General features: G+C 60.5%; 17 protein-coding genes. 10 read left to right on the plus strand and 7 right to left on the minus strand.

Annotated features, from left to right (window positions below; all coding sequences use genetic code 11):
* Positions 1-226: 226 nt before the first annotated feature.
* Entirely contained in the window at positions 227-1,321 is a 1,095-nt protein-coding gene (gene apbC, locus NTD85_RS12040; protein ID WP_003227693.1) for an iron-sulfur cluster carrier protein ApbC, read from the plus strand.
* A 143-nt stretch (positions 1,322-1,464) separates the two neighbouring features.
* Here apbC and NTD85_RS12045 read toward each other — a convergent pair whose 3' ends face one another.
* Complete coding sequence (locus tag NTD85_RS12045; RefSeq protein WP_262142252.1) at positions 1,465-2,223, minus strand: SDR family oxidoreductase; 759 nt, start codon at positions 2,221-2,223, stop codon at positions 1,465-1,467.
* A 164-nt stretch (positions 2,224-2,387) separates the two neighbouring features.
* Between NTD85_RS12045 and NTD85_RS12050 the strand changes: the two genes are divergently transcribed.
* The 4 genes from NTD85_RS12050 (at position 2,388) to groL (ending at position 5,911) form a co-directional block, all read left to right on the plus strand.
* Complete coding sequence (locus NTD85_RS12050) at positions 2,388-3,119, plus strand: HugZ family protein (protein WP_262142253.1); 732 nt, start codon at positions 2,388-2,390, stop codon at positions 3,117-3,119.
* A gap of 65 nt (positions 3,120-3,184) precedes the next feature.
* The gene (locus NTD85_RS12055; protein WP_003227687.1) at positions 3,185-3,661 is read left to right on the plus strand and encodes an FxsA family protein; all 477 of its coding nucleotides are present in this window, start codon (positions 3,185-3,187) and stop codon (positions 3,659-3,661) included.
* Positions 3,662-3,920: 259 nt separating this feature from the next.
* Positions 3,921-4,214 carry a co-chaperone GroES gene (locus NTD85_RS12060; protein WP_003227685.1) on the plus strand — a complete coding sequence of 98 codons (294 nt, stop codon included), beginning with the start codon at positions 3,921-3,923 and terminating at the stop codon, positions 4,212-4,214.
* 50 nt (positions 4,215-4,264) lie between these two features.
* Complete coding sequence (groL, locus tag NTD85_RS12065) at positions 4,265-5,911, plus strand: chaperonin GroEL (protein ID WP_003227683.1); 1,647 nt, start codon at positions 4,265-4,267, stop codon at positions 5,909-5,911.
* Between the two features lie 259 nt (positions 5,912-6,170).
* On the opposite strand, the gene NTD85_RS12070 is transcribed toward groL, so the two are convergent.
* The gene (locus NTD85_RS12070) at positions 6,171-8,120 is read right to left on the minus strand and encodes an LTA synthase family protein (protein ID WP_262142254.1); all 1,950 of its coding nucleotides are present in this window, start codon (positions 8,118-8,120) and stop codon (positions 6,171-6,173) included.
* 202 nt (positions 8,121-8,322) lie between these two features.
* Here NTD85_RS12070 and colR point away from each other — a divergent pair, with 202 nt between their 5' ends.
* From colR to NTD85_RS12095, 5 genes are all read left to right on the plus strand, one after another.
* Positions 8,323-9,006, plus strand: coding sequence for a two-component system response regulator ColR (gene colR / locus NTD85_RS12075; protein WP_003227680.1), 684 nt, complete (start codon positions 8,323-8,325; stop codon positions 9,004-9,006).
* A complete protein-coding gene (locus NTD85_RS12080) occupies positions 8,996-10,270 on the plus strand; it encodes a sensor histidine kinase (RefSeq protein ID WP_103484877.1) in 1,275 nt (424 codons plus the stop codon). The genes colR and NTD85_RS12080 overlap by 11 nt, the downstream gene beginning before the upstream one ends.
* 151 nt (positions 10,271-10,421) lie before the next feature.
* Positions 10,422-11,090, plus strand: coding sequence for a class I SAM-dependent methyltransferase (locus NTD85_RS12085; RefSeq protein WP_045122613.1), 669 nt, complete (start codon positions 10,422-10,424; stop codon positions 11,088-11,090).
* 4 nt (positions 11,091-11,094) lie between these two features.
* On the plus strand, positions 11,095-11,808 hold the full coding sequence (locus NTD85_RS12090) for a lipopolysaccharide kinase InaA family protein (RefSeq protein WP_003227675.1): 714 nt from the start codon (positions 11,095-11,097) through the stop codon (positions 11,806-11,808).
* A gap of 2 nt (positions 11,809-11,810) precedes the next feature.
* The gene (locus NTD85_RS12095) at positions 11,811-12,038 is read left to right on the plus strand and encodes a hypothetical protein (protein ID WP_045122612.1); all 228 of its coding nucleotides are present in this window, start codon (positions 11,811-11,813) and stop codon (positions 12,036-12,038) included.
* Positions 12,039-12,218: 180 nt separating this feature from the next.
* Here the strand turns inward: NTD85_RS12095 and NTD85_RS12100 are convergent, their stop codons facing one another.
* The 5 genes from NTD85_RS12100 to NTD85_RS12120 all read right to left on the minus strand — a co-directional run bounded on the left by NTD85_RS12100 (position 12,219) and on the right by NTD85_RS12120 (position 20,269).
* Positions 12,219-15,248: a multidrug efflux RND transporter permease subunit gene (locus NTD85_RS12100; RefSeq protein ID WP_262142255.1), complete on the minus strand. Its 3,030-nt coding sequence runs from the start codon at positions 15,246-15,248 to the stop codon at positions 12,219-12,221.
* Between the two features lie 13 nt (positions 15,249-15,261).
* Positions 15,262-16,410, minus strand: coding sequence for an efflux RND transporter periplasmic adaptor subunit (locus NTD85_RS12105; RefSeq protein ID WP_003227672.1), 1,149 nt, complete (start codon positions 16,408-16,410; stop codon positions 15,262-15,264).
* A gap of 225 nt (positions 16,411-16,635) precedes the next feature.
* On the minus strand, positions 16,636-17,736 hold the full coding sequence (locus tag NTD85_RS12110; protein WP_003227668.1) for a DUF1513 domain-containing protein: 1,101 nt from the start codon (positions 17,734-17,736) through the stop codon (positions 16,636-16,638).
* A 14-nt stretch (positions 17,737-17,750) separates the two neighbouring features.
* Positions 17,751-18,815, minus strand: coding sequence for an imelysin family protein (locus NTD85_RS12115; RefSeq protein ID WP_103484872.1), 1,065 nt, complete (start codon positions 18,813-18,815; stop codon positions 17,751-17,753).
* 26 nt (positions 18,816-18,841) lie between these two features.
* The gene (locus NTD85_RS12120) at positions 18,842-20,269 is read right to left on the minus strand and encodes a di-heme oxidoredictase family protein (protein WP_262142256.1); all 1,428 of its coding nucleotides are present in this window, start codon (positions 20,267-20,269) and stop codon (positions 18,842-18,844) included.
* Positions 20,270-20,394: the final 125 nt, after the last annotated feature.

Below are 20,394 nucleotides of genomic sequence, written 5' to 3' on the forward strand. Positions count from 1 at the left end.
GCACAATAATTGTGGCGAGGGAGCTTGCTCCCGCTGGGTGGCGCAGCCGCCCCGTCCCGGCAATGTCAGATAGACCGGATAAGCCTGATTGCGCCTGCTGCGCAGTCGAGCGGGAGCAAGCTCCCTCGCCACAAAGTCGAGTCGAAGCATAAATCGCCTGACCACAAATCAATCTGCGGGGTACGATACCCGCCATCTTTTCCCAGTCTTGTTATCGGAGTTGCCCATGAGTGCCGTCACTCGCGCAGCGGTGGAAGCCGTCCTCAGCCAATACACCGACCCTTACCTGAATCAGGACCCGGTCAGCGCCGGTTGCGTGAAGCACATCGAGATCGATGGCGACCGCGTCAAGGTTCAGCTGGAAATCGGCTACGCCGCCGGTCTGTTCAAGAGCGGCTGGGCGCAGTTGTTGCAATTGGCCATCGAAAACCTCGATGGCGTGACGATCGCCAAGGTCGAGGTCAATAGCGTGATCGCCGCGCACAAGGCTCAGGCGCAGATCCCGGGCCTGGCCAACGTCAAAAACGTGGTCGCCGTGGCTTCGGGCAAGGGGGGGGTGGGCAAGTCGACCACCGCGGCCAACCTCGCGCTGGCGCTGGCCCGCGAAGGCGCCAAAGTAGGGATTCTCGACGCTGACATCTATGGCCCGAGCCAAGGGATCATGTTCGGCATCCCCGAGCGCACCCGCCCCGAGGTCAAGGATCAGAAGTGGTTTGTGCCGCTCAAGGCCCACGGTGTCGAAGTCATGTCGATGGCGTTCCTGACCGACGACAACACGCCGATGGTCTGGCGCGGGCCGATGGTCTCCGGTGCACTGCTGCAACTGGTCACGCAAACCGCGTGGGGCGACCTGGATTATCTGGTCATCGACATGCCGCCAGGCACCGGTGACATCCAGCTGACCCTGGCGCAGAAAGTCCCGGTGGCCGGCGCCGTGATCGTCACCACCCCGCAGGATCTGGCGTTGCTCGACGCGCGCAAAGGCGTGGAAATGTTCCGCAAGGTCAACATTCCGGTGCTGGGCGTGGTGGAAAACATGGCGGTGCACATCTGCTCGAACTGCGGACATGCCGAGCACCTGTTCGGTGAGGGCGGTGGCGAGAAGCTGGCGACCCAATATGGCGTCGAACTGCTGGCCTCGCTGCCGCTGTCGATGCTGATCCGCGAACAGGCCGATGGCGGCAAGCCAACAGTGATCGCCGAGCCGGACAGCCAGATTGCCATGGTCTACCAGGAACTGGCTCGCCACGTCGGCGCGCGCATTGTGTTGCAGGAAGCGGCGACGCCGGCGATGCCTAATATCAGCATCAGCGACGATTGATAGCCTGAAACACAATCAACTGTGGGAGCAGGCTTGCTCCGGGCGGCGTTCCGACGAAGGCGGTGTGTCAGTCGACGAAAATGTTGTCTGACCCACCGCCTTCGCGAGCAAGCCCGCTCCCACACTGGTTTTTGTATTGCCAGTCAGATCCGCAACCCGCCATCCATCTCCAGAATCCGCCCCGTGTAGTAGTCGTTCTCGAAGATGTACGCCGCCGAATGAGCGATCTCTTCCGGCTTGCCCATGCGCTTGAGCGGAATACCCGAGGTCATTTTCTCCAGCGTTTCCGGCTTCATGCCCAGGGTCATCTCGGTTTCGATGAAGCCCGGCGCAATGCCCGCCACACGAATGCCGTAACGCGCCAGTTCCTTGGCCCAGGTCACGGTGGCGGCGGCCACGCCAGCCTTGGCGGCGGAATAGTTGGTCTGGCCGACGTTACCGGCTCGGGAGATCGACGAGATGTTGATGATCGCGCCGCTGTTCTTCAGCTCGACCATTTTCGCCGCCACTTCGCGGGTGCAGAGGAACACGCCGGTCAGGTTGACGTCGATCACCGCCTGCCACTGGGCCAGGCTCATCTTGGTCATTTCGCCGTCCTTGACCTTGAGCAGCAGGCCGTCACGCAGGATCCCGGCGTTGTTGATCAGGCCATGGATCGCGCCGAAATCTTCGGCGACCTGGGCGACCATGTGCTCAACCTGTTCTTCATTGGCCACGTTGCACAGATAGCTGCGCGCCTCGACGCCCTTGGACTTGCAGGCTGCCACCGCGTCGTCGAGTTTTTCCTGATTGAGGTCTACCAGCGCGAGCTTCGCGCCTTTGCCGGCGAAATACTCGGCCATGGAGCGGCCCAAACCCTGGCAACCGCCGGTGATAATGATTACTTTGTCGTTGAGTTGCATTCGCATGCCCCGATAGCCGGTCTGAGTGGTTTTTGTTATTGGCGACGCTCGATCCGTACCGGTTATGGCCAGATTGCACATGAGCATTGCCCGATGGCGTGACCGGGACTTATCCCCAGGCGCCTGTCCGTTTTTTCGACGGATTCTATATAAGGAGTCATAAATTGAGCGTTGAAGCGGCCAAGAATGCCCGAGAATTGCTTCTCAAGGAATACCGTGGCGTATTGTCGACCCACTCCAAATCGATGCCCGGTTTCCCGTTTGGCTCAGTGGTGCCGTATTGCCTGGATGAGCAGGGCCGCCCGCTGATCCTGATCAGCCGCATTGCCCAGCACACCCACAACCTGCAGAAGGACCCGAAATGTTCGCTGCTGGTGGGTGAGCGCGATGCCGACGACGTGCAGGCCGTTGGTCGCCTGACCTATCTGGCCGAAGCGCAGAAGCTCGAAGACCCGACTGCCATCGAAGCCGCCGCCGAGCGTTACTACCGTTATTTCCCCGACTCGCAGAACTACCACAAGGCCCACGACTTTGATTTCTGGGTGCTCAACCCGGTGCGTCACCGCTACATCGGCGGTTTCGGCGCGATTCACTGGGTCGATCATCTGACCCTGGCCAACCCGTTCGCCGGCAAGGCTGAAATCAGCATGGTCGAGCACATGAACAGCGATCACGCCAAAGCCATCGCCCACTATGTTGAACTCAGCGGGCTGCCGAAAACCGAACCGGCGCAACTGGCCGGGATCGACAGCGAAGGCATGCACCTGCGCATCGGTCAGGCGCTGTACTGGCTGCCGTTTCAAGCCCCTTGTCATACGCCGATACAAGTGCGCGAAGCCTTGGTTTCTCTGGCTCACGCCGAGGTCTGGCCAAAAAATGCGGTGGCCGACGCTTGAATTCACGAAAGGGCGACGTCATCTAAGGCTTACTGCAAGGCATTTCTTGCGTTGAGGAATCTTTGATGCGCCCTTTTTTGTTGCTCTTTCTGCTGTTTCCGGTGCTGGAGCTGTTCGTATTCGTCAAAGTGGCAGGGGCTATCGGGTTTTTCCCGGCCCTGCTGCTGATCATTCTCGGCTCGATGTTCGGTGTGTTCGTACTGCGCGTCGCCGGTCTGGCAACTGCGCTGCGTGCCCGTGAAAGCCTGAATCGCGGTGAGTTGCCCGCACAGACCATGCTTGAAGGCCTGATGCTGGCACTGGCCGGTGGCCTGTTGATCCTGCCGGGCTTCGTCAGTGACGTGGTCGGTCTGGTGATGCTGCTGCCGTTCACCCGTCGCCTGCTGGCGAACAAGATGCGCCAGCGCGCCGAAGAACAGGCCATGCGTCAGCGTGCCTTCGCCGACGACCTGCAACCCCGAGGCGGTCCTGCACCGCGCCAGCCTCTGGGCCGCGAGGGTGATGTGATCGAAGGCGAGTTCGAACATCGCGACAGCAAGTAACCCCTGTATCGACACGGCACCTTCGGGTGCCGTTTCTTTATGCGCGGCATTCAAGGGGCAAATCGATGAAAAATTTTTGCCCCCCACCCTTGTAATAAGCTTATGCGCCCTTATGTATCGGTCACCGAAAGGTTTCCGGCATTTGAGTCGGACAGACTTCCGCGGTTCGCTCGACGAATCGCAACCGGCGCAGGCCGGATTTGTTAAACCCGCCGGGACTACACCGGCCGATGAAAACCACAATTAGGAGAGATCGACAATGAAGCTTCGTCCTCTGCATGACCGCGTCGTCATCCGTCGCAGCGAAGAAGAAAAGAAAACCGCTGGCGGTATCGTCCTGCCAGGTTCGGCTGCTGAAAAAGCCAACCACGGTGTGATCGTCGCTGCAGGCCCAGGCAAGACTCTGGAAAACGGTGAAGTGCGTGCGCTGGCCGTTAAAGTCGGCGACAAGGTTGTGTTCGGTCCTTACTCCGGCAGCAACACTGTGAAAGTCGACGGCGAAGACCTGCTGGTAATGGCTGAGAACGAGATTCTCGCTGTACTGGAAGGCTGATTTCCCCGCTCATTTTCCCGTTACTACAAAGTATTTAAGGAATATCGATCATGGCTGCTAAAGAAGTTAAGTTCGGCGATGCCGCCCGCTCCAAGATGCTCAAAGGCGTCAACGTTCTGGCTGACGCGGTAAAAGCGACCCTGGGCCCGAAAGGCCGTAACGTGATCCTCGAGAAGAGCTTCGGCGCTCCGACCATCACCAAGGACGGCGTTTCCGTCGCCAAAGAAATCGAACTCGAAGATCGCTTCGAAAACATGGGCGCGCAGCTGGTCAAAGACGTTGCCTCCCGTGCCAACGATGACGCTGGTGACGGTACTACCACTGCGACCGTTCTGGCTCAGTCGATCGTCAACGAAGGCCTGAAAGCCGTCGCTGCCGGCATGAACCCGATGGACCTGAAGCGCGGTATCGACAAAGCGACCATCGCGATCGTCAAAGAGCTGAAAGCCCTGTCCAAGCCATGCGCTGACACCAAGGCTATCGCTCAGGTAGGCACCATCTCCGCCAACTCCGACAACTCCATCGGCGACATCATTGCCGAAGCCATGGAAAAAGTCGGTAAAGAAGGCGTGATCACCGTTGAAGAAGGCTCGGGCCTGGAAAACGAACTGTCGGTTGTAGAAGGCATGCAGTTCGACCGTGGCTACCTGTCCCCGTACTTCGTCAACAAGCCAGACACCATGGTTGCCGAGCTCGACGGCCCGCTGATCCTGCTGGTCGACAAGAAGATCTCGAACATCCGCGAAATGCTGCCAGTGCTGGAAGCCGTTGCCAAAGCCGGCCGTCCACTGCTGATCGTTGCCGAAGACGTTGAAGGCGAAGCCCTGGCGACTCTGGTAGTGAACAACATGCGTGGCATCGTCAAGGTTGCAGCCGTCAAGGCTCCAGGCTTCGGCGACCGTCGCAAGGCCATGCTGCAGGACATCGCCGTTCTGACCGGCGGTACCGTGATCTCCGAAGAGATCGGCCTGAGCCTGGAAAGCACCACCCTGGAGCACCTGGGTAACGCCAAGCGCGTGACCCTGTCCAAGGAAAACACCATCATCGTTGACGGTGCTGGCGTACAAGGCGACATCGAAGCCCGTATCACTCAGATCCGCGCCCAGGTTGCTGAAACTTCCTCGGACTACGACCGTGAAAAACTGCAAGAGCGTCTGGCCAAGCTGTCCGGCGGCGTTGCAGTGATCAAGGTTGGCGCTGGTTCCGAAGTTGAAATGAAAGAGAAGAAGGCCCGCGTTGAAGACGCCCTGCACGCGACCCGTGCAGCCGTTGAAGAAGGCGTGGTACCTGGCGGTGGCGTTGCGCTGATCCGTGCTCTGGAAGCCCTGACCGAACTGACCGGCGACAACGCTGACCAGAACGTTGGTATCGCTGTACTGCGTCGCGCTGTTGAAGCGCCGCTGCGCCAGATCGCTGCTAACTCCGGTGACGAGCCAAGCGTAGTCGTCAACGAAGTGAAGAACGGCAAAGGTAACTTCGGTTACAACGCTGCGACTGGCGAATACGGCGACATGATCGAAATGGGCATCCTGGACCCAACCAAGGTAACCCGTTCCGCTCTGCAAGCAGCCTCTTCGATTGGCGGTCTGATCCTGACCACCGAAGCTGCTGTCGCTAACGCTCCAGAGAAAGCGGCTCCTGCTGGCGGCGGTATGCCAGACATGGGCGGCATGGGTGGCATGGGCGGCATGATGTAAGCCAGCCTTACCCCTGTAACGAAAAACCCCGCCTGCGATGAGCAGGCGGGGTTTTTTATTGCCCGGATTCCAGGCTTCACACCATCCCCCGTGGGAGCGAGCCTGCTCGCGAAAGCCATCCCGCGTTCACTACAGCAGTGACGCATACACAGCATTCGCGAGCAGGCTCGCTCCCACATTGGGATCTGTGTTCCTGCGATAACCAGTCGTGCAAAAAAAAACGCCCCGGTGCATCAGCCCGGGGCGTTTCTATTGACGGTTACTGTTCGCTGACCTGAACAGTGCTGTCCTTCGCAGGCTTCCAGCTCAACAACTGCTGTTTGAAGCCATAACTGGCCGCTTGGTAATACGCAATTGCCCGGCTGACCAGCGGATCGTCGCTGGTAACTCGCGATTCACGGCTCTCGGTCAACGCCTCATCATGCCGGCGCAGGCCCTGGCGCGGACTGAGGATCGCCAGATCCTTGCCATCGAACAGACCCAGATGCTGATAGTTGCCGACCACCACGCGCGGTGGCAGCGGGTTGTCCTGCAGCAGGTTGCGGCCAAAGAACGTCGAGGTGTAATCCATGTTCAGCAGGCCCAGCAGCGTCGGGGCCAGATCGATCTGGCTGGCCAGTTGTGCGCTCTCGCGAGCTTCGATCATTTTCGGCGCATAGATGAACAGCGGGATCTGATAGTTGCTGATCGGCAGGTCTTCTTTACCGGCGCTGCCCGCGGTGTGGTCGGCGACGAAAATGAAGATGGTGTTGTCGAACCACGGCTTCTGCCGCGCCTGCTCGAGGAATTGGCCGATGGCGTAGTCGGTGTACTTCACCGCGCCATCGCGGCCGTTACCGGACTTGATGTCGATCCGGTTGTCCGGGTAGGTGTAAGGACGATGGTTGGACGTGGTCATCAGTTGCAGCAGAAACGGTTGCTGCTTGGCGTAGTCGGCGTCCGCCAGTTTCAACGTCTGGCGATACAGGTCTTCGTCGGCCATGCCCCAGGCGTTCTTGAAGTGGATCTCGGCTTCATCGACGCTGCTCTGGTCGACGACGCGATAGCCGTTGCCGCTGAAGAACGCGTTCATGTTGTCGAAGTAGCCGCGTCCGCCATAGACGAACACGCTGTCGTAACCCACCGCGCTCAGTTGCTGGCCAAGGCTGGCGAAACCGCTTTCGCGGCCGATGCGCTTGACGATCGAGCGGCCCGGCGTCGGCGGGATGGCCAGGGTGATCGCTTCCAGACCTCGGTCGGTGCGGGTACCGGTGGCGTAGAAGTTATTGAAGTACAGGCTCTGCTTGCGCAAGGCGTCGAGGTTGGGCGTCAGGTTGCGACCGTCGCCATTGCTGCCCAGGTACTTGGCGCTCAGGCTTTCGATGGTCACCAGCACAATGTTCGGCTTGCGCGGGGTGCCCGGGTTGTCGATCACCCGGCGGATGTCCTGCGGGTCCTTGCCGATGAAACGCGCGTCGCTTTCACTCAGCTCGGCGCGGATCTGGCTGGCGACTTTTTCCGCCGGCAGGCTCTTGTAGAACTGGGTGTAGTCCAGTTCATTGTTACGGAACGCGGCGAAGAACTGATACGGGCCATTGCTGGCCAGTTCGTTCTGGTAGGCGTTGCCGCCCTGGGCACGCGGGGCGTCCTGGCTGAGCAGTTGCAGGCTCAGGCCCGCGACGATCAACAGGCCCAATGCGCTGAGCAGACGCCCGCGCAGCGCTGGCAACGGGGCATTCATGGCGGCATTGAACGGCTTGCGCAGGGCAAAACTGATCACCACGGCCAGCACCGCGAGGAGGCTCAGCAGTTTGCCGATCGGGTATGACTCGAGGACGTTGTTCAGCACTTCGTCGGAATACACCAGGTAATCGACGGCGATGAAGTTGAAGCGCACGCCGAACTCGTCCCAGAACAGCCATTCGGCCACCGCCACGAACAGCATGGCGAACAGGCTGATGGTCAGCAGGGCGCGCAGAAACCCGCGATGTCCACGACGACGCCACAGGCCCGGCGGGCAGAGCAGCAGGTACAAGCCCATCGGCAGCGCGGCGTAGGCGAGAAACCCCAGGTCATAAAGCGCGCCTATGCCGAATGCGGAAAGGGCAAAACCGCCAGCCTCATCCAGGTGAGTCAGCAGCAGTACCGCTCGAGTCAGGAGAAAAATGACCAGCCAGGCGCCGGTGATCAACAGCAGAAAGCGCATGGGCGCCGTCTTGAAAGGGTCCATTGTCTAGTTTTCCTTATATCAATGGCGCGGGAGTTTCACGGCGCTACTGTAATCAGGTTGTGAACCGATAGTGAAAACTTTGTTAAGTAATTAATTTGGCTTGAAAAACCGATATCCATAAGGACCGGCCCTAGCCCTGAGCCGGCGTTGGCCTTAAGCTGCCGGGCCGAGACGGCCGTTACTGTGTGCGGAGGAGCTGCCCATGCGAATTTTATTGGTTGAAGACAACCGCGATATCCTGGCCAACCTGGCCGATTACCTGGGGCTCAAAGGCTATACCGTCGATTGCGCCCAGGACGGCTTGTCGGGACTGCACCTGGCGGCCACCGAGCATTACGATCTGATCGTGCTCGACATCATGTTGCCCGGGATCGACGGCTACACCCTGTGCAAGCGCCTGCGTGAAGATGCCCGACGCGACACGCCGGTGATCATGCTCACCGCCCGCGATCAACTGGACGACCGCCTGCAGGGCTTCAAGTCCGGGGCCGACGATTATCTGGTCAAACCGTTTGCGCTGTCGGAACTGGCGGCACGCATCGAAGCGGTGATGCGTCGCACTCAGGGCGGCGGACGCCGTGCGCTGCAGGTTGGGGACCTGAGCTACGACCTCGACACGCTGGAAGTCACCCGCGATGGCAAGCTGCTCAAGCTCAACCCGGTCGGCCTGAAACTGCTGGCGGTATTGATGCAGAAGAGTCCGCACGTCCTGCGCCGGGAAATTCTCGAAGAAGCGCTGTGGGGCGATGACTGCCCGGACAGCGACAGCCTGCGCAGCCACGTCCACCAATTGCGTCAGGTGATCGACAAGCCATTCGCCAAACCGTTGCTGCAAACCGTGCACGGCGTGGGTTACCGCTTGGCCGAGGGGCGTGATGGAGTTTAAGCAAAGCCTTTCCCAGCGGATCATCATCGCCTTTGCGCTGATGAGTGCGCTGGTAGCCGGGGCCTTCGCCATGGGCATTGTGGCGACGGTGCACCTGGTGGAGGAGAAACTGATTTCGGCAGGGCTGGGCGGCGACCTGCAACGTCTGCTGCTGATGGACAACGTCTCGGACTGGAGCCATCGCCCCGAGCCCGATCAGTTGTTCTATTTCAGCGGCGGACCGGGTGATTTCGAACTGCCCAAGGATCTGCGCCACCTCGATGCGGGCTTCCACGAAGTGTTCCGCGAGCAGCTGTCGTATCACGCGATGGTCGAGATCGTCGACGGTCGTCGTTATGTCCTGCTGCAGGATCAGAGCGATTTCGAAGAGCGTGAACGCGTGCTGTTCGCTGTGGTGCTGGTGGGCTTTGTGCTCAGTCTGGCGCTGGCCGTATTCCTCGGCTGGGTGCTGGCGCGCAAAGTCATGGCGCCGGTGGTGCGCCTGGCACGACAAGTACGGCATCGCGATCAACTGCTCGGTCTGGCGCCGCCGCTGGCACCGGACTATGCGGCTGACGAAGTCGGCGAGCTGGCCGTGGCGTTCGATGCCACGCTCGGGCGTCTGCGTCAGGCGCTGACGCGCGAGCGGCTGTTTACCAGCGACGTCAGTCACGAACTGCGCACCCCGTTGATGGTGCTGGCCAGTTCCTGCGAACTGCTGCTGGAAAACCCGGGACTGGATCAGCGCGGCCGCGCCCAGGTCGAGCGCATCGCCCGCGCCAGCGAAGAAATGCGCGAGCTGGTGCAGACCTTCCTGATGCTCGCCCGTGCCCAGCGCGAAGACGCCGGTTCCGCGCCGCAGCAGAATCTCAGCCAGGTGGCCGACGGCTTGTTGGGGATCTGGCGTGAACCGATCGAGTCGAAAGGGCTGCAGCTGATATTTGAACCGGGCAATCCGCCGGACACCCGTTTCAACGCGACTTTGCTCAGCGCCGTCATGGGTAACTTGCTGCGCAATGCCTGTCACTACACCGAGCACGGATTCATCCGCCTGACGCTCAACGACAACGGCTTCGTCGTCGAAGACTCGGGCGTCGGCATTCCCGAGGAAAAACGTGAAGCCATGTTCCAGCCATTCGTGCGCGGCAATGAGAAGCGTGGCGAAGGCCTGGGCCTGGGCTTGTCGCTGGTGCAGCGGATCTGTGAAAACCAGGGCTGGGAGGTGACGCTGAGCACCATGCAGCCCAATGGCTGTCGTTTCGAAGTCACGCTGGGACAGCGTTGACGGTCGCTGATGGCCCCGCGCTATTGCTTTCCCCGTGTAAAACCCTGTAATAGATTGCCGGTTTACCTGACGTAATTTTCACAAAGGGACGACCTGACGCTGACACGCCACTACCTAAGGTAGGGGCATCAGTCATTCAGGAGTCCCGATGATGAGCAGTCCGATCAAGCTCGATTTTTCCGAAAAGTATGATGACCAGCATGCTCAAAAATATTTGCGCAAGCACCAGGACGGTCTCGGTCGTCGGTTGTCTCACTGGCGGGACGAGCAGTTGGCCCGCAAGGCGCTGACACTGGCCGGTGAACCGGGGTTGGTGCTTGATCTGCCCTGCGGTGCAGGACGCTTCTGGCCGTTGCTGGCGGAAAAACCCAATCGAGTGATCATTGGCGCGGACAATTCCGAGTCTATGATCAAGACTGCGATGCAGGCGCAACCGGCTGATGTGGTCAAACGGGTACAACCTTTGCACACGTCAGCGTTCGACATTGCCTTGCCTGATAACGCCGTCGACAGCATTTTCTGCATGCGTTTGTTGCATCACATCGGTGAAGCCGAACATCGGCGGACGATTTTGCGCGAATTCGAGCGCGTCACCCGTGACAGCGTGATCATTTCGTTGTGGGTGGACGGCAATTTCAAGTCCTGGAAACGCAAACGCGCCGAACAGCGGCGTGGGCAGGAAGGTTACCAGAATCGATTTGTGTTACCGGCTGTGACAGTGGAAAAGGAATTCGAAGCCGCAGGTTTTCGCATTCAGGAACAACTGGATTTTATTCCGCTCTATGCCATGTGGCGGGTTTACGTATTACGCAAGAGGTAACAGGATGGCGGTGCAAATAGCAGCAGAAACGGAAGTCGCTCCCCAGGATCGCTTCGACTACTACTGGAACCAGCGCGGTGAATGGGTGGAAGAACCCAACGTGCGCCGTGGCGGGGAAAGTGGTGTGCAACGAGTCGTGGGCCGTGACGGCCAGTTGTTATATGCCAAGCGCCAGACCGGACATATCTATCGCAGTTGGCTGCATCCTTTCGGCCGCCCGACAGTCTTGCGAGAGCTGGATGCCCTGACCGGCGTCAGCCGCCTCGGTGTACGCGTCCCGCAAATCGTGTTCTGCGGCGCGCAGCCCGATCCGCAACACAAGTGGCGTGCGCTGCTGGTGACCAAGTCGCTGGACGGTTTTGACGAACTCCAGAAATGGGAAGCCGGCGGCGGCCGTGCCCATTATGGGGAAGCCGTTTATGAGCGCGTCCTCAAAGACCTGGCCGAAAACCTTGCGCGCATGCACAAGGGGCGTTGGCAGCACAGCTGCATCTACATCAAACACGTTTTTGTACGAGTGACCGGTGAGCGCGATTCGGCTCAGGTTGAAGTGGCACTGATCGACCTGGAGAAGTGCCGTCAGCGTCTGACCGCTTATCGCGCCGCCTCCCACGATATGAAGCAATTGCGTCGCCATTCGTCGTTCAGCGATACGGACTGGAAAAAACTCGTCTACTTTTATGAGACGGCGTTTGGCAGCGCTATCAAAGGTTTATAGCGATGAAACTCGAAATTGCACGAGGTTTGTTTCTGGTTGGGGCCTTGGCAGTTGCGTCATTGGCGGTGGCTGCCTGGGAGCAGCCCCGCATGCAGGTGATAAGTGCCACTACGAGTGATGCTCACTGCGCAGTACCACGGGTGGCGAAAGCCTCCGTGGCGACAAAACCTGACCATGATCTGTTGTTATTCATGTTCGGACTTTCGCAAGGGATGAGGCCGCAGAGTTGAACCGATTGAAGCCAAAATGAAAGGCCTCGCAGATGCGAGGCCTTTTTTATGCATGAATGAAAATCCCCTCTGATACAAATTCCCCTGTAGGAGCTGCCGAAGGCTGCGATCTTTTGATCTTGAAAAATTAAGATCAAAAGATCGCAGCCTTCGGCAGCTCCTACAGGGACATGGTCATGGTCATGATTTGGGATCGGGCTTTGCCAGCAGCGTGTAGATGCATGGCAGCACGAACAGCGTGAACAACGTGCCGATCGACATCCCTGTGGCAATCACCATCCCGATATCGAACCGGCTCACTGCGCCCGCACCGGTCGCCAGAATCAATGGCACCATGCCGAACACCATCGCCGCGGTGGTCATCAATACCGGGCGCAAACGAATCGCCGCGGCTTCCTCGACCGCTTCGCGCGCAGTCAGGCTTTTGTCCTTGCGCAACTGGTTGGCGAACTCAACGATCAGTATTCCGTGCTTGCTGATCAGCCCGATCAGCGTCACCAGCCCGACCTGGGTGTAGATGTTCATGCTAGACCAGCCAAGGAACAGCGGAATCAGCGCACCGCAGATCGACAGCGGCACCGTCACCAGAATCACCAATGGATCACGGAAGCTCTCGAACTGCGCCGCCAGCACCAGGAAAATGATCGCCAGCGCCAGGGCGAAAGTTACCCACAGGGCGCTGCCTTCCTGCACGTACTGGCGTGAAGCGCCGCCATAGTCGAAGGAAAAACCGGCCGGTGCTTCTTCCCGGGCGATCTGCAGCACGGTGTCAATGGCCTCGCCCATGCTGACCAGCGGGAATCCGGAGATTTTCGCGGCGTTGAGTTGCTGGAACTGGTTGAGCTGGCGCGGTCGCGCCCGGTCGCTGACCTTGATCAGGGTCGACAGCGGCAGCAGCTCGCCCTGGGTATTTTTCACGTAGTAATTGTTCAGCCAGCCGGGGTTTTCGCGGTACGGTCGCTCGACCTGGGCAATCACCTTGTAACTGCGGCCTTCGATGGTGAAACGGTTGATTTCCGCCTCGCCCAGCAGCGTCGCCAGGGTGCCGCCCAGATCCTGCATCGACACGCCCATCTGCGCGGCTTTGGCGCGGTCGATATCGACCACCACTTCCGGTTTGTCGAACGCCAGATCGAGGTCGACGAAGGCGAATTTGCCCGACTCCATCGCGCGTTTCTTGATCCGGTCAGCCACTTGCAGCAGTACCTCGTAGTCATTGGCGGTATTGACCACGAATACGAACGGCAAGCCTTCACCGGTGCCGGGCAGGGACGGCAGGTTGAAGCCGAAAATCTGCAGGCCGGGGATACTCGCCAGTTTGCCTTGCACCTCGGGCAGGATCTGCATCTGGGTGCGGCTGCGCTCGTTCCAGGGCTTGAGCAGGAAGCCGCCGATGCCCGCTTGTACGCCGTTGTAGCCGTTGATCTGGAACGAGGAGTAGTACTCCGGAAACTCCTTGAAGATCTTGATGAACTCGTCGGTGTAAGTGCTCAGGTAATCGAGGTTGGTCGGCTGCGGAGCGTTGGCCATCATGAAAATGATGCCCTGATCCTCATCCGGCGCCAGTTCCGACTTGGTGAACTTGAGAAACACCGGGATCAGGCACAGCACGATCACGGCGAACACCAACACCACCGGCCGCGTATTCAGTGTGCCGTGGAGCATGCTTTGGTAGCGGCGCTTGAGTCTGTCGAAGATGCGGTCGAGACGGTGCGCCAGGCCACTGGGGTTTTCTTCGTGGCGCAACAGCAGGGCGCACATCATCGGCGACAGGGTCAGGGCAACGACCCCGGAAATCACCACGGCGCCCGCCAGGGTCAAGGCGAACTCCTTGAACAGCGCCCCGGTCAGTCCGGTGAGGAAACCGATCGGTGCATACACCGCTGCCAGGGTGATGGTCATCGACACCACCGGCATGGCGATTTCCCGTGCGCCTTCCAGTGCAGCCTCCAGTGGCGTCTTGCCTTCCTCGATATGCCGGTGGATGTTCTCCACCACGACAATCGCGTCATCCACCACCAGACCGATGGCCAGTACCATCGCCAGCAGGGTCAGGAGGTTGATCGAGTAACCCATCATCTGCATGAAGAACATCACGCCGATCATCGACAGCGGGATGGTCACCACCGGGATCACCACCGAGCGCAATGCGCCGAGGAACAGAAACACCACCACGATCACGATAAGCACCGCTTCGAACAGGGTTTTCACCACTTCGTCGATCGAGGCCTGAATGAACTGGGTGGCGTCGTAGGCAATCTCGCTCTTGAGGTTGGGCGGCAACTGCGCTTCCAGCTCCGGCATCAGCTTGCGTACTTCCTTGATCACGTCCAGCGGGTTGGCCCCGGGCGTGGCCTTAATGCCGATGTACACCGAGGGCGTGCCGCCGAACGAACTGATCGAATCGTAGTTTTCCGCGCCCATTTCGACCCGTGCCACATCGCTGAGCAGCACGCGGCTGTCGCCGTTGACCTTGAGGGGAATTGCCGCGAAGGCCTCGGCGGATTTCAGTTCGGTGTTGGCGTTGATGCTGGTGACCACGTACTCACCCTTCACCTCGCCGGCGGCGGAGAGGAAGTTGTACTGGCGCACCGCGTTGGTCACGTCGCTGGCGCTGAGGCCGAAACCGGCGAGCTTCACCGGGTCGAGCCACAGGCGCATGGCGAAGACCTGATTGCCGAGAATCTCCGCTTCGGCCATGCCCGGCAGGGTCGCCAGTTTGGGCTGGATCACCCGCGACAGGTAGTCGGTGATCTGCGGGTTACTCAGTTCCTTGCTGAAGAAGCTGATGTACATCAGCGCCGAGGCGTCGGCCGATTCCTTGCTCAGCACCGGGTCTTCGGCGTCCTGTGGCAGTTTGTTCTTCACCTCGTTGGCCTTGGCCAGCAGTTCGGTGAACAAACGGTCGGTGTTGGAACCGATGCGCGCGTAGATCGAGATCACCGAGAAGTTCTGGCGACTGACCGAGGTCATGTAGTCGATGCCCTCGGCGCTGGCGAGGCTCTGCTGCATCGGTTGGGTGATGTAGCCCTGAATGGTCTCGGCGTTGGCCCCGGGGTAGGCGGTGGTCACCGTGATCAGGGCGTTTTCCATTTGCGGGTATTGGCGCAGCGGCAGCTTGCTCCAGGCCTGGAAACCCAGCAGCACAATCAGCAGGCTGACCACGGTGGCGAGCACCGGGCGGCGGATGAACGGATCGGTAAAAGCCATGGGGATTCCTTGATCAGTCGACGCGAGGCGGACTGTTCTGCTCGCCGAGGGTCTTGTCGTCGCTGATGGCAATGTGTGCGCCGTTGTCCAGTTTGATCTGGCCGGCGGTCACCACTTGTTCGCCGCTCTGCACGCCCTTGTTGATCATCACCAGACCATCACGACGCTCGCCGGTCTCGATGAAACGGCGCTCGGCGATCAGCACCGGCTGGCCCTTGTCGTCTTTGACCACGCTGCCGTCCTCGGCTTTCTGTTGCCCGACCACGTACAGCGAGTTGCCGTAGAGGGTGTAGGTGATCGCGCTTTCCGGCACGACGATGTGTTTCTGCGGGTCGGGCAGCAACACGTTGAGGCTGGCGAACATGCCCGGCAGCAACTTGCCGTCGGGGTTGGCCAAGGTCGCGCGCACCAGAATATTGCGCGTGCTGCTCTCGACGATCGGGTTGATCGCGCTGATGGCGCCGGGGAAGTTCTGCCCGGGATAGGCCGCGACGCCGATCTGCACCGGTTGACCGATGGCCAGTTTCGGCACCGATTGCTCCGGTACATAGAAGTCGGCGTAGAGGCTGCTCAGGTCCTGCAGGGTGGCGATTTTGGTGCCGCTGGCGAGGTAGTCGCCGACATCGACCTGACGGATGCCGATGGTGCCGCTGAATGGCGCGAGGATGCGTTTTTTCGCCAGTGAGGCATTGAGCTGATTGACCGTGGCCTTGTTCTTTTGCAACACGGCGGAGAGCCGGTCGTATTCGCCCTTGGAGATCGCGCGGCTGTCGACCAGTTGGCTGCCGCGACCGAAATCCAGTTGCGCCAGACCGAGGTCGGCCTTGGCGGTTTCCAGCAGGGCGGATTCGACCGCGCTGTCGAGTTGCAGCAGCGGCTGTCCGGCCTTGACCTTCTGCCCGGATTCGAACTTGATCTCGGTGACCGTGCCGGCGACTTCCAGGCTCAGCTCGACGCCTTGCAGCGCCTTGAGCGTGCCGACGGTCGGCAGACGCATCTGCCACGGCTGTTCGGTGGCGCGGCCCACGGCAACGCTGATCGGCGGTTTGGGTTTGGCAAAGCCCTGGATCATGGTGTAGATCGAAAAGGCTTTGTACCCGCCCAATACCAGGACGACCAGCAAGACAACACCCAACATGATCAGCATGCGGCGACGCAGCATATTTCCAGTTCCTTGGATAAATCAGGTGAGACAGGCGGGAACATTACTCCGAGTGAGGTGGGTATTCCAACTGGCAGTTATTACAGTGAGAACGAATAAAACCCCTGTGGCGAGGGAGCTTGCTCCCGCTGGACTGCGCAGCAGTCCCATGCTTTTGAGTTAAAAAGCGGGGCCGCTTCGCGCCCCAGCGGGAGCAAGCTCCCTCGCCACAGTTACCGCGTTGATTCAGGCCATCAAGTGCAGATGGTTATCCCAGAGCCCCGCCGGCAACTCCAGCGGCTTGGCCTGCAGTTGATCCTGGCGGCAATCGTAGTAACGGCAACGGCCCTGGCCCGAGGTCACGACGAACCCATCCTTCACCGCACCAACACCGGCACAATCGGGCAGCGGCGCGTCGAGACGCACTTCGCCGCTGTCCAGGTCCCAGATAAAGAAGCGATTGCCACGCGGTGCCGTCAATGCCACCAGACGCAGTTCGCTGTGCACCGCGACGCTGGCGGTGTAGTGACCCATCGACTGCAACTGATGCTCCGGCACCGGGAACGCCACGAAGGGCTGGCCCGGACGCTTGATCGCCAACAGCTCGGAACGCTCATGCGAGGCGCCCATGAACTGCTGGCCGGCGACGATGGTGCCGTCGCTGGCGATGCCCAGGTGACGCACGCTGTTCATTTGCTGGGAAAGGGTTTCCTTGCTCAGCAGGGTGCCGTCGCGCTGCATCAGTACCAGGCTCGGTTCCATGGCGTTGAGGTTCATGTCGACGCGGCTTTCGGCCTCGGTCCGAATCCCGCCGTTGGCCACCACCAGGGTTTCGCCATCGGGCATCCACGACACCTGATGCGGGCCGAGGCCATGGGTGGAAATCTCGCCGCTGTGCACCAGTCGCTCGCCTTCGAACTTGTACACCCCGAGCAGGCCACGCCCCGGATCAGTGGTGTCGTTCTCGGTGGCGTACAGGTATTCGCCGTCCTTGTGCACCACGGCGTGACCGTAGAAATGCCGGTTCGGCTGCGAGGTCACGGTTTGCAGCAACGTCCCGTCGCGCAAGTCGATCAGGTAGCTCTCGGTGCCCGGGCGGCGGGCGACGAACAGCGCGATCGGCAGCGTCGGGTGGTTGATGATGTCGTGGCAGCGCTGGCCGACTTCGGTGGCGAACACCCGTGTACCGTCCAGCCGATAACCGACGGCGTAATGCTTGCCGTCGGTGTCATCGCGCGCCGAGAGCAACAGCGGGCTCTGATCCTTGCGCTTGAACAGCGTCCAGCCGCCCAGTGTCACTGCTCCCAGCAGCAAACTACCTAAAGTCAGAGCCTGGCGTCGCAGCATGGCACTTGCCCTCATCAGTCACCGTCGTTGGCGTTGAAGCCCAGTTGGATGCCCAGCGCCTTGGCCAGTTCGCCTTCGTGCAGGCGATGGACGACGTTGAGGCTGTCGTAGAGATCGTTGAGTTGCTGACGACCGGCGTCGTCCTGCAGCATTTCGGTCAGCGAGCGCTGGGTGCTGTCAAACAGTTTCAGCGACGCGGCGTAGGCGGCGTCGATCTTGTCCGCCAACGGCTTCTGCTCGGCCGGCAACAGACCGCGCAGGCCTTTGTTGTCGACGCCTTCCCAGACGGTTTTGGCTGCGGCCAGACTGGCCTCCAGCGCGGTCAGCGACGACTGGCTGCGCCACGCATCAGCCTGGAACGGCTGCGGCACGCCCTTGCTTTGACGGCCCATCGGCGTACCGAGTTTTTTCTTCAGGGTGTCGAGGGCGGTGACCTGCACACGCAGCAGATCGGCGATCGCTTCGTGAGAGTCGGCGTAGCGCTGGTTAGGGAATTTGCTCATCTGCGCGAGCATGCCGTCGGTGTTGTTCCAGCTCTGCAGAATCTCTTCGGCCAGTTGCTTCTGGCGCTCGCCGATGGCGATCAGCAGTGGGCAGTATTTGGCCTTCTGATCAGCGTTGGCGACGTCTGGCTTTTCGTCGAACAGGATGTATTCGTAAGCCGACAGACCCTGCACCACGACGCTGGATTTGGCCAGGGCGGCGGCGTCGATTTGCGGCTGGGCGACGACCAGTTGCTCGACCTGACGGCCGACGAGGTTCTTCTTGTCCGGCCAGAACTGTACCTGCCACGAACGGTTGCCCTCGGCCAATGGGCCGATCAGCAGCGGTTGCAGCTCGGCCCAGGCTTTCTGCGCGTGCAGGAAGTCGGCGCGGGCGGTTTCCAGGGTTTCCTTGCCCTGGCAGTAGGCGAGGGCGCTGACCGCCAGTTGCTTGTCGGCTTCGACCCAACGGGTGTAGGTCGGCAGGATCACCGATTTGGCGATGGCCGCCGACGTGACCGCTTGCGGATCCTGCGGCGAACAGGCGCCGAGGGCGAGTGCGGCAAGGCTGGTGAACAACAACTTGGGACGGAACATGTCGGGCTCCCGATTCTTTTAAGTGTTTAAAGTGAGTTCAAGAACGCCAGCAGCGCGGCACGCTGCTCGGCGTTGAAAGACAAAACCTGTTGCTGCGCCTTCTGCGCTTCGCCGCCATGCCAGAGCACGGCTTCGAGCAGATTGCGGGCGCGGCCGTCATGCAAGAACTGGGTGTGGCCACTGACCGCCTGCGTCAGGCCGATGCCCCACAACGGCGGGGTGCGCCAGTCGCGGCCGGAGGCCTGGAATTCAGTGCGGTTGTCGGCCAGACCGTCGCCCATGTCGTGCAGCAGCAGATCGCTGTACGGGCGAATCACTTGATTGGCCAGTTCAGGTTCGGCCGCGTTGGCGGCGGTGGTGTATTGGGGCGTGTGGCAGGACTGGCAGCCAGCCTGGAAAAACAGATTCTTGCCGGCCAGCACTTGTTCGTCGTTGACGCCACGACGTGCCGGCACTGCGAGGTTGCGCGTGTAGAACAGCACCAGACGGAGGATGTTGTCGCTGACTTCCGGCTCGCCGTCCGGACCATTGCCGTTGGGTGCCTGTTTGCACGCGGTTTGCGCGTCGGTGCAGTCATCGAAGGGCCTCAGGCTGGTCGTGAGGCCCATGTCTCCGGAGAACGCGTGGACATTCTGCTGATTGAGATTCGGTTGCCCGGCTTTCCAGCCGAAGCGACCCATGACGGTCTTTTGCTGCGCGTCATCCCAGACCCGATTCGCCCGACCATTAATGCCGTTGTTCTCTTTGGCTTGCGCGGCGGCGTTGGCGAGGATCGCTTCTTCAGGGATCGCCTCGAGCAGGCCGAGGCCGATCATCGGCGGCGCGACCCGGGCCGAGAAACGCGTGTCCGGGTGCATCGGGCCGTAGCCCAACTGACTGAATTGCAGAACCGGTTTGCGCAGCTCCACTTCGGTGCCGTCCTTGAAACGGATCGGCACCGGGGTGTACTCGACACGCACCTTGCCTTCGGGCGTGACCCCAGGCACGGCCATGTCCTGGAACTGGCCGCCGTAGACCGGCTCCGGCACCACGCCGACTTGCTCGATGACTTTGGCATAGGCCGGCGAATCGGGAATCGACAGACGCACCAGCATCGATACCGCGTTCGCCGCATCGGGGGCTGGCGGGTGTCCACGACCGTCCTTGATATGGCAGTTCTGGCAGGCGTTGGTGTTGAACAACGGGCCGAGGCCATCGCGGGCGGTGGTGGTCGACGGGGCGATTACCCACGGGCTGCGGAAGAAGCTGTTGCCGACACTGAAGTCGACCCGGCGTGACGGCGGCAGGTTGGCCGAGGGCAGGGAGAAAGCGTTCTGATCGGTCTTGCGCACGGTCGCCGCCCCACCCGAACGCGCTTCACCGGGCTCAGCCTTGGTAAAACGCGGGGCGTCATCGCAGGCACTCAGGCCCAGGGCCAGAAACAGTGCGGACAAGCGAAGAGGCAGCGAGGGCATCAGACATCCTGCGGACGGGCGAAAACAAAGGCGCAAAGTCTAACAGGGCGAGTGAGTTTGAATAAGAGGAATTATCGTTTGCTTGATTTGCGGCAGTGATTTGGAAAAACGCAGTCCCCCTTGTG

This window comes from Pseudomonas sp. 13B_3.2_Bac1, assembly GCF_025466205.1.
GTDB classification, from domain to species: Bacteria; Pseudomonadota; Gammaproteobacteria; order Pseudomonadales; family Pseudomonadaceae; genus Aquipseudomonas; species Aquipseudomonas fluorescens_H.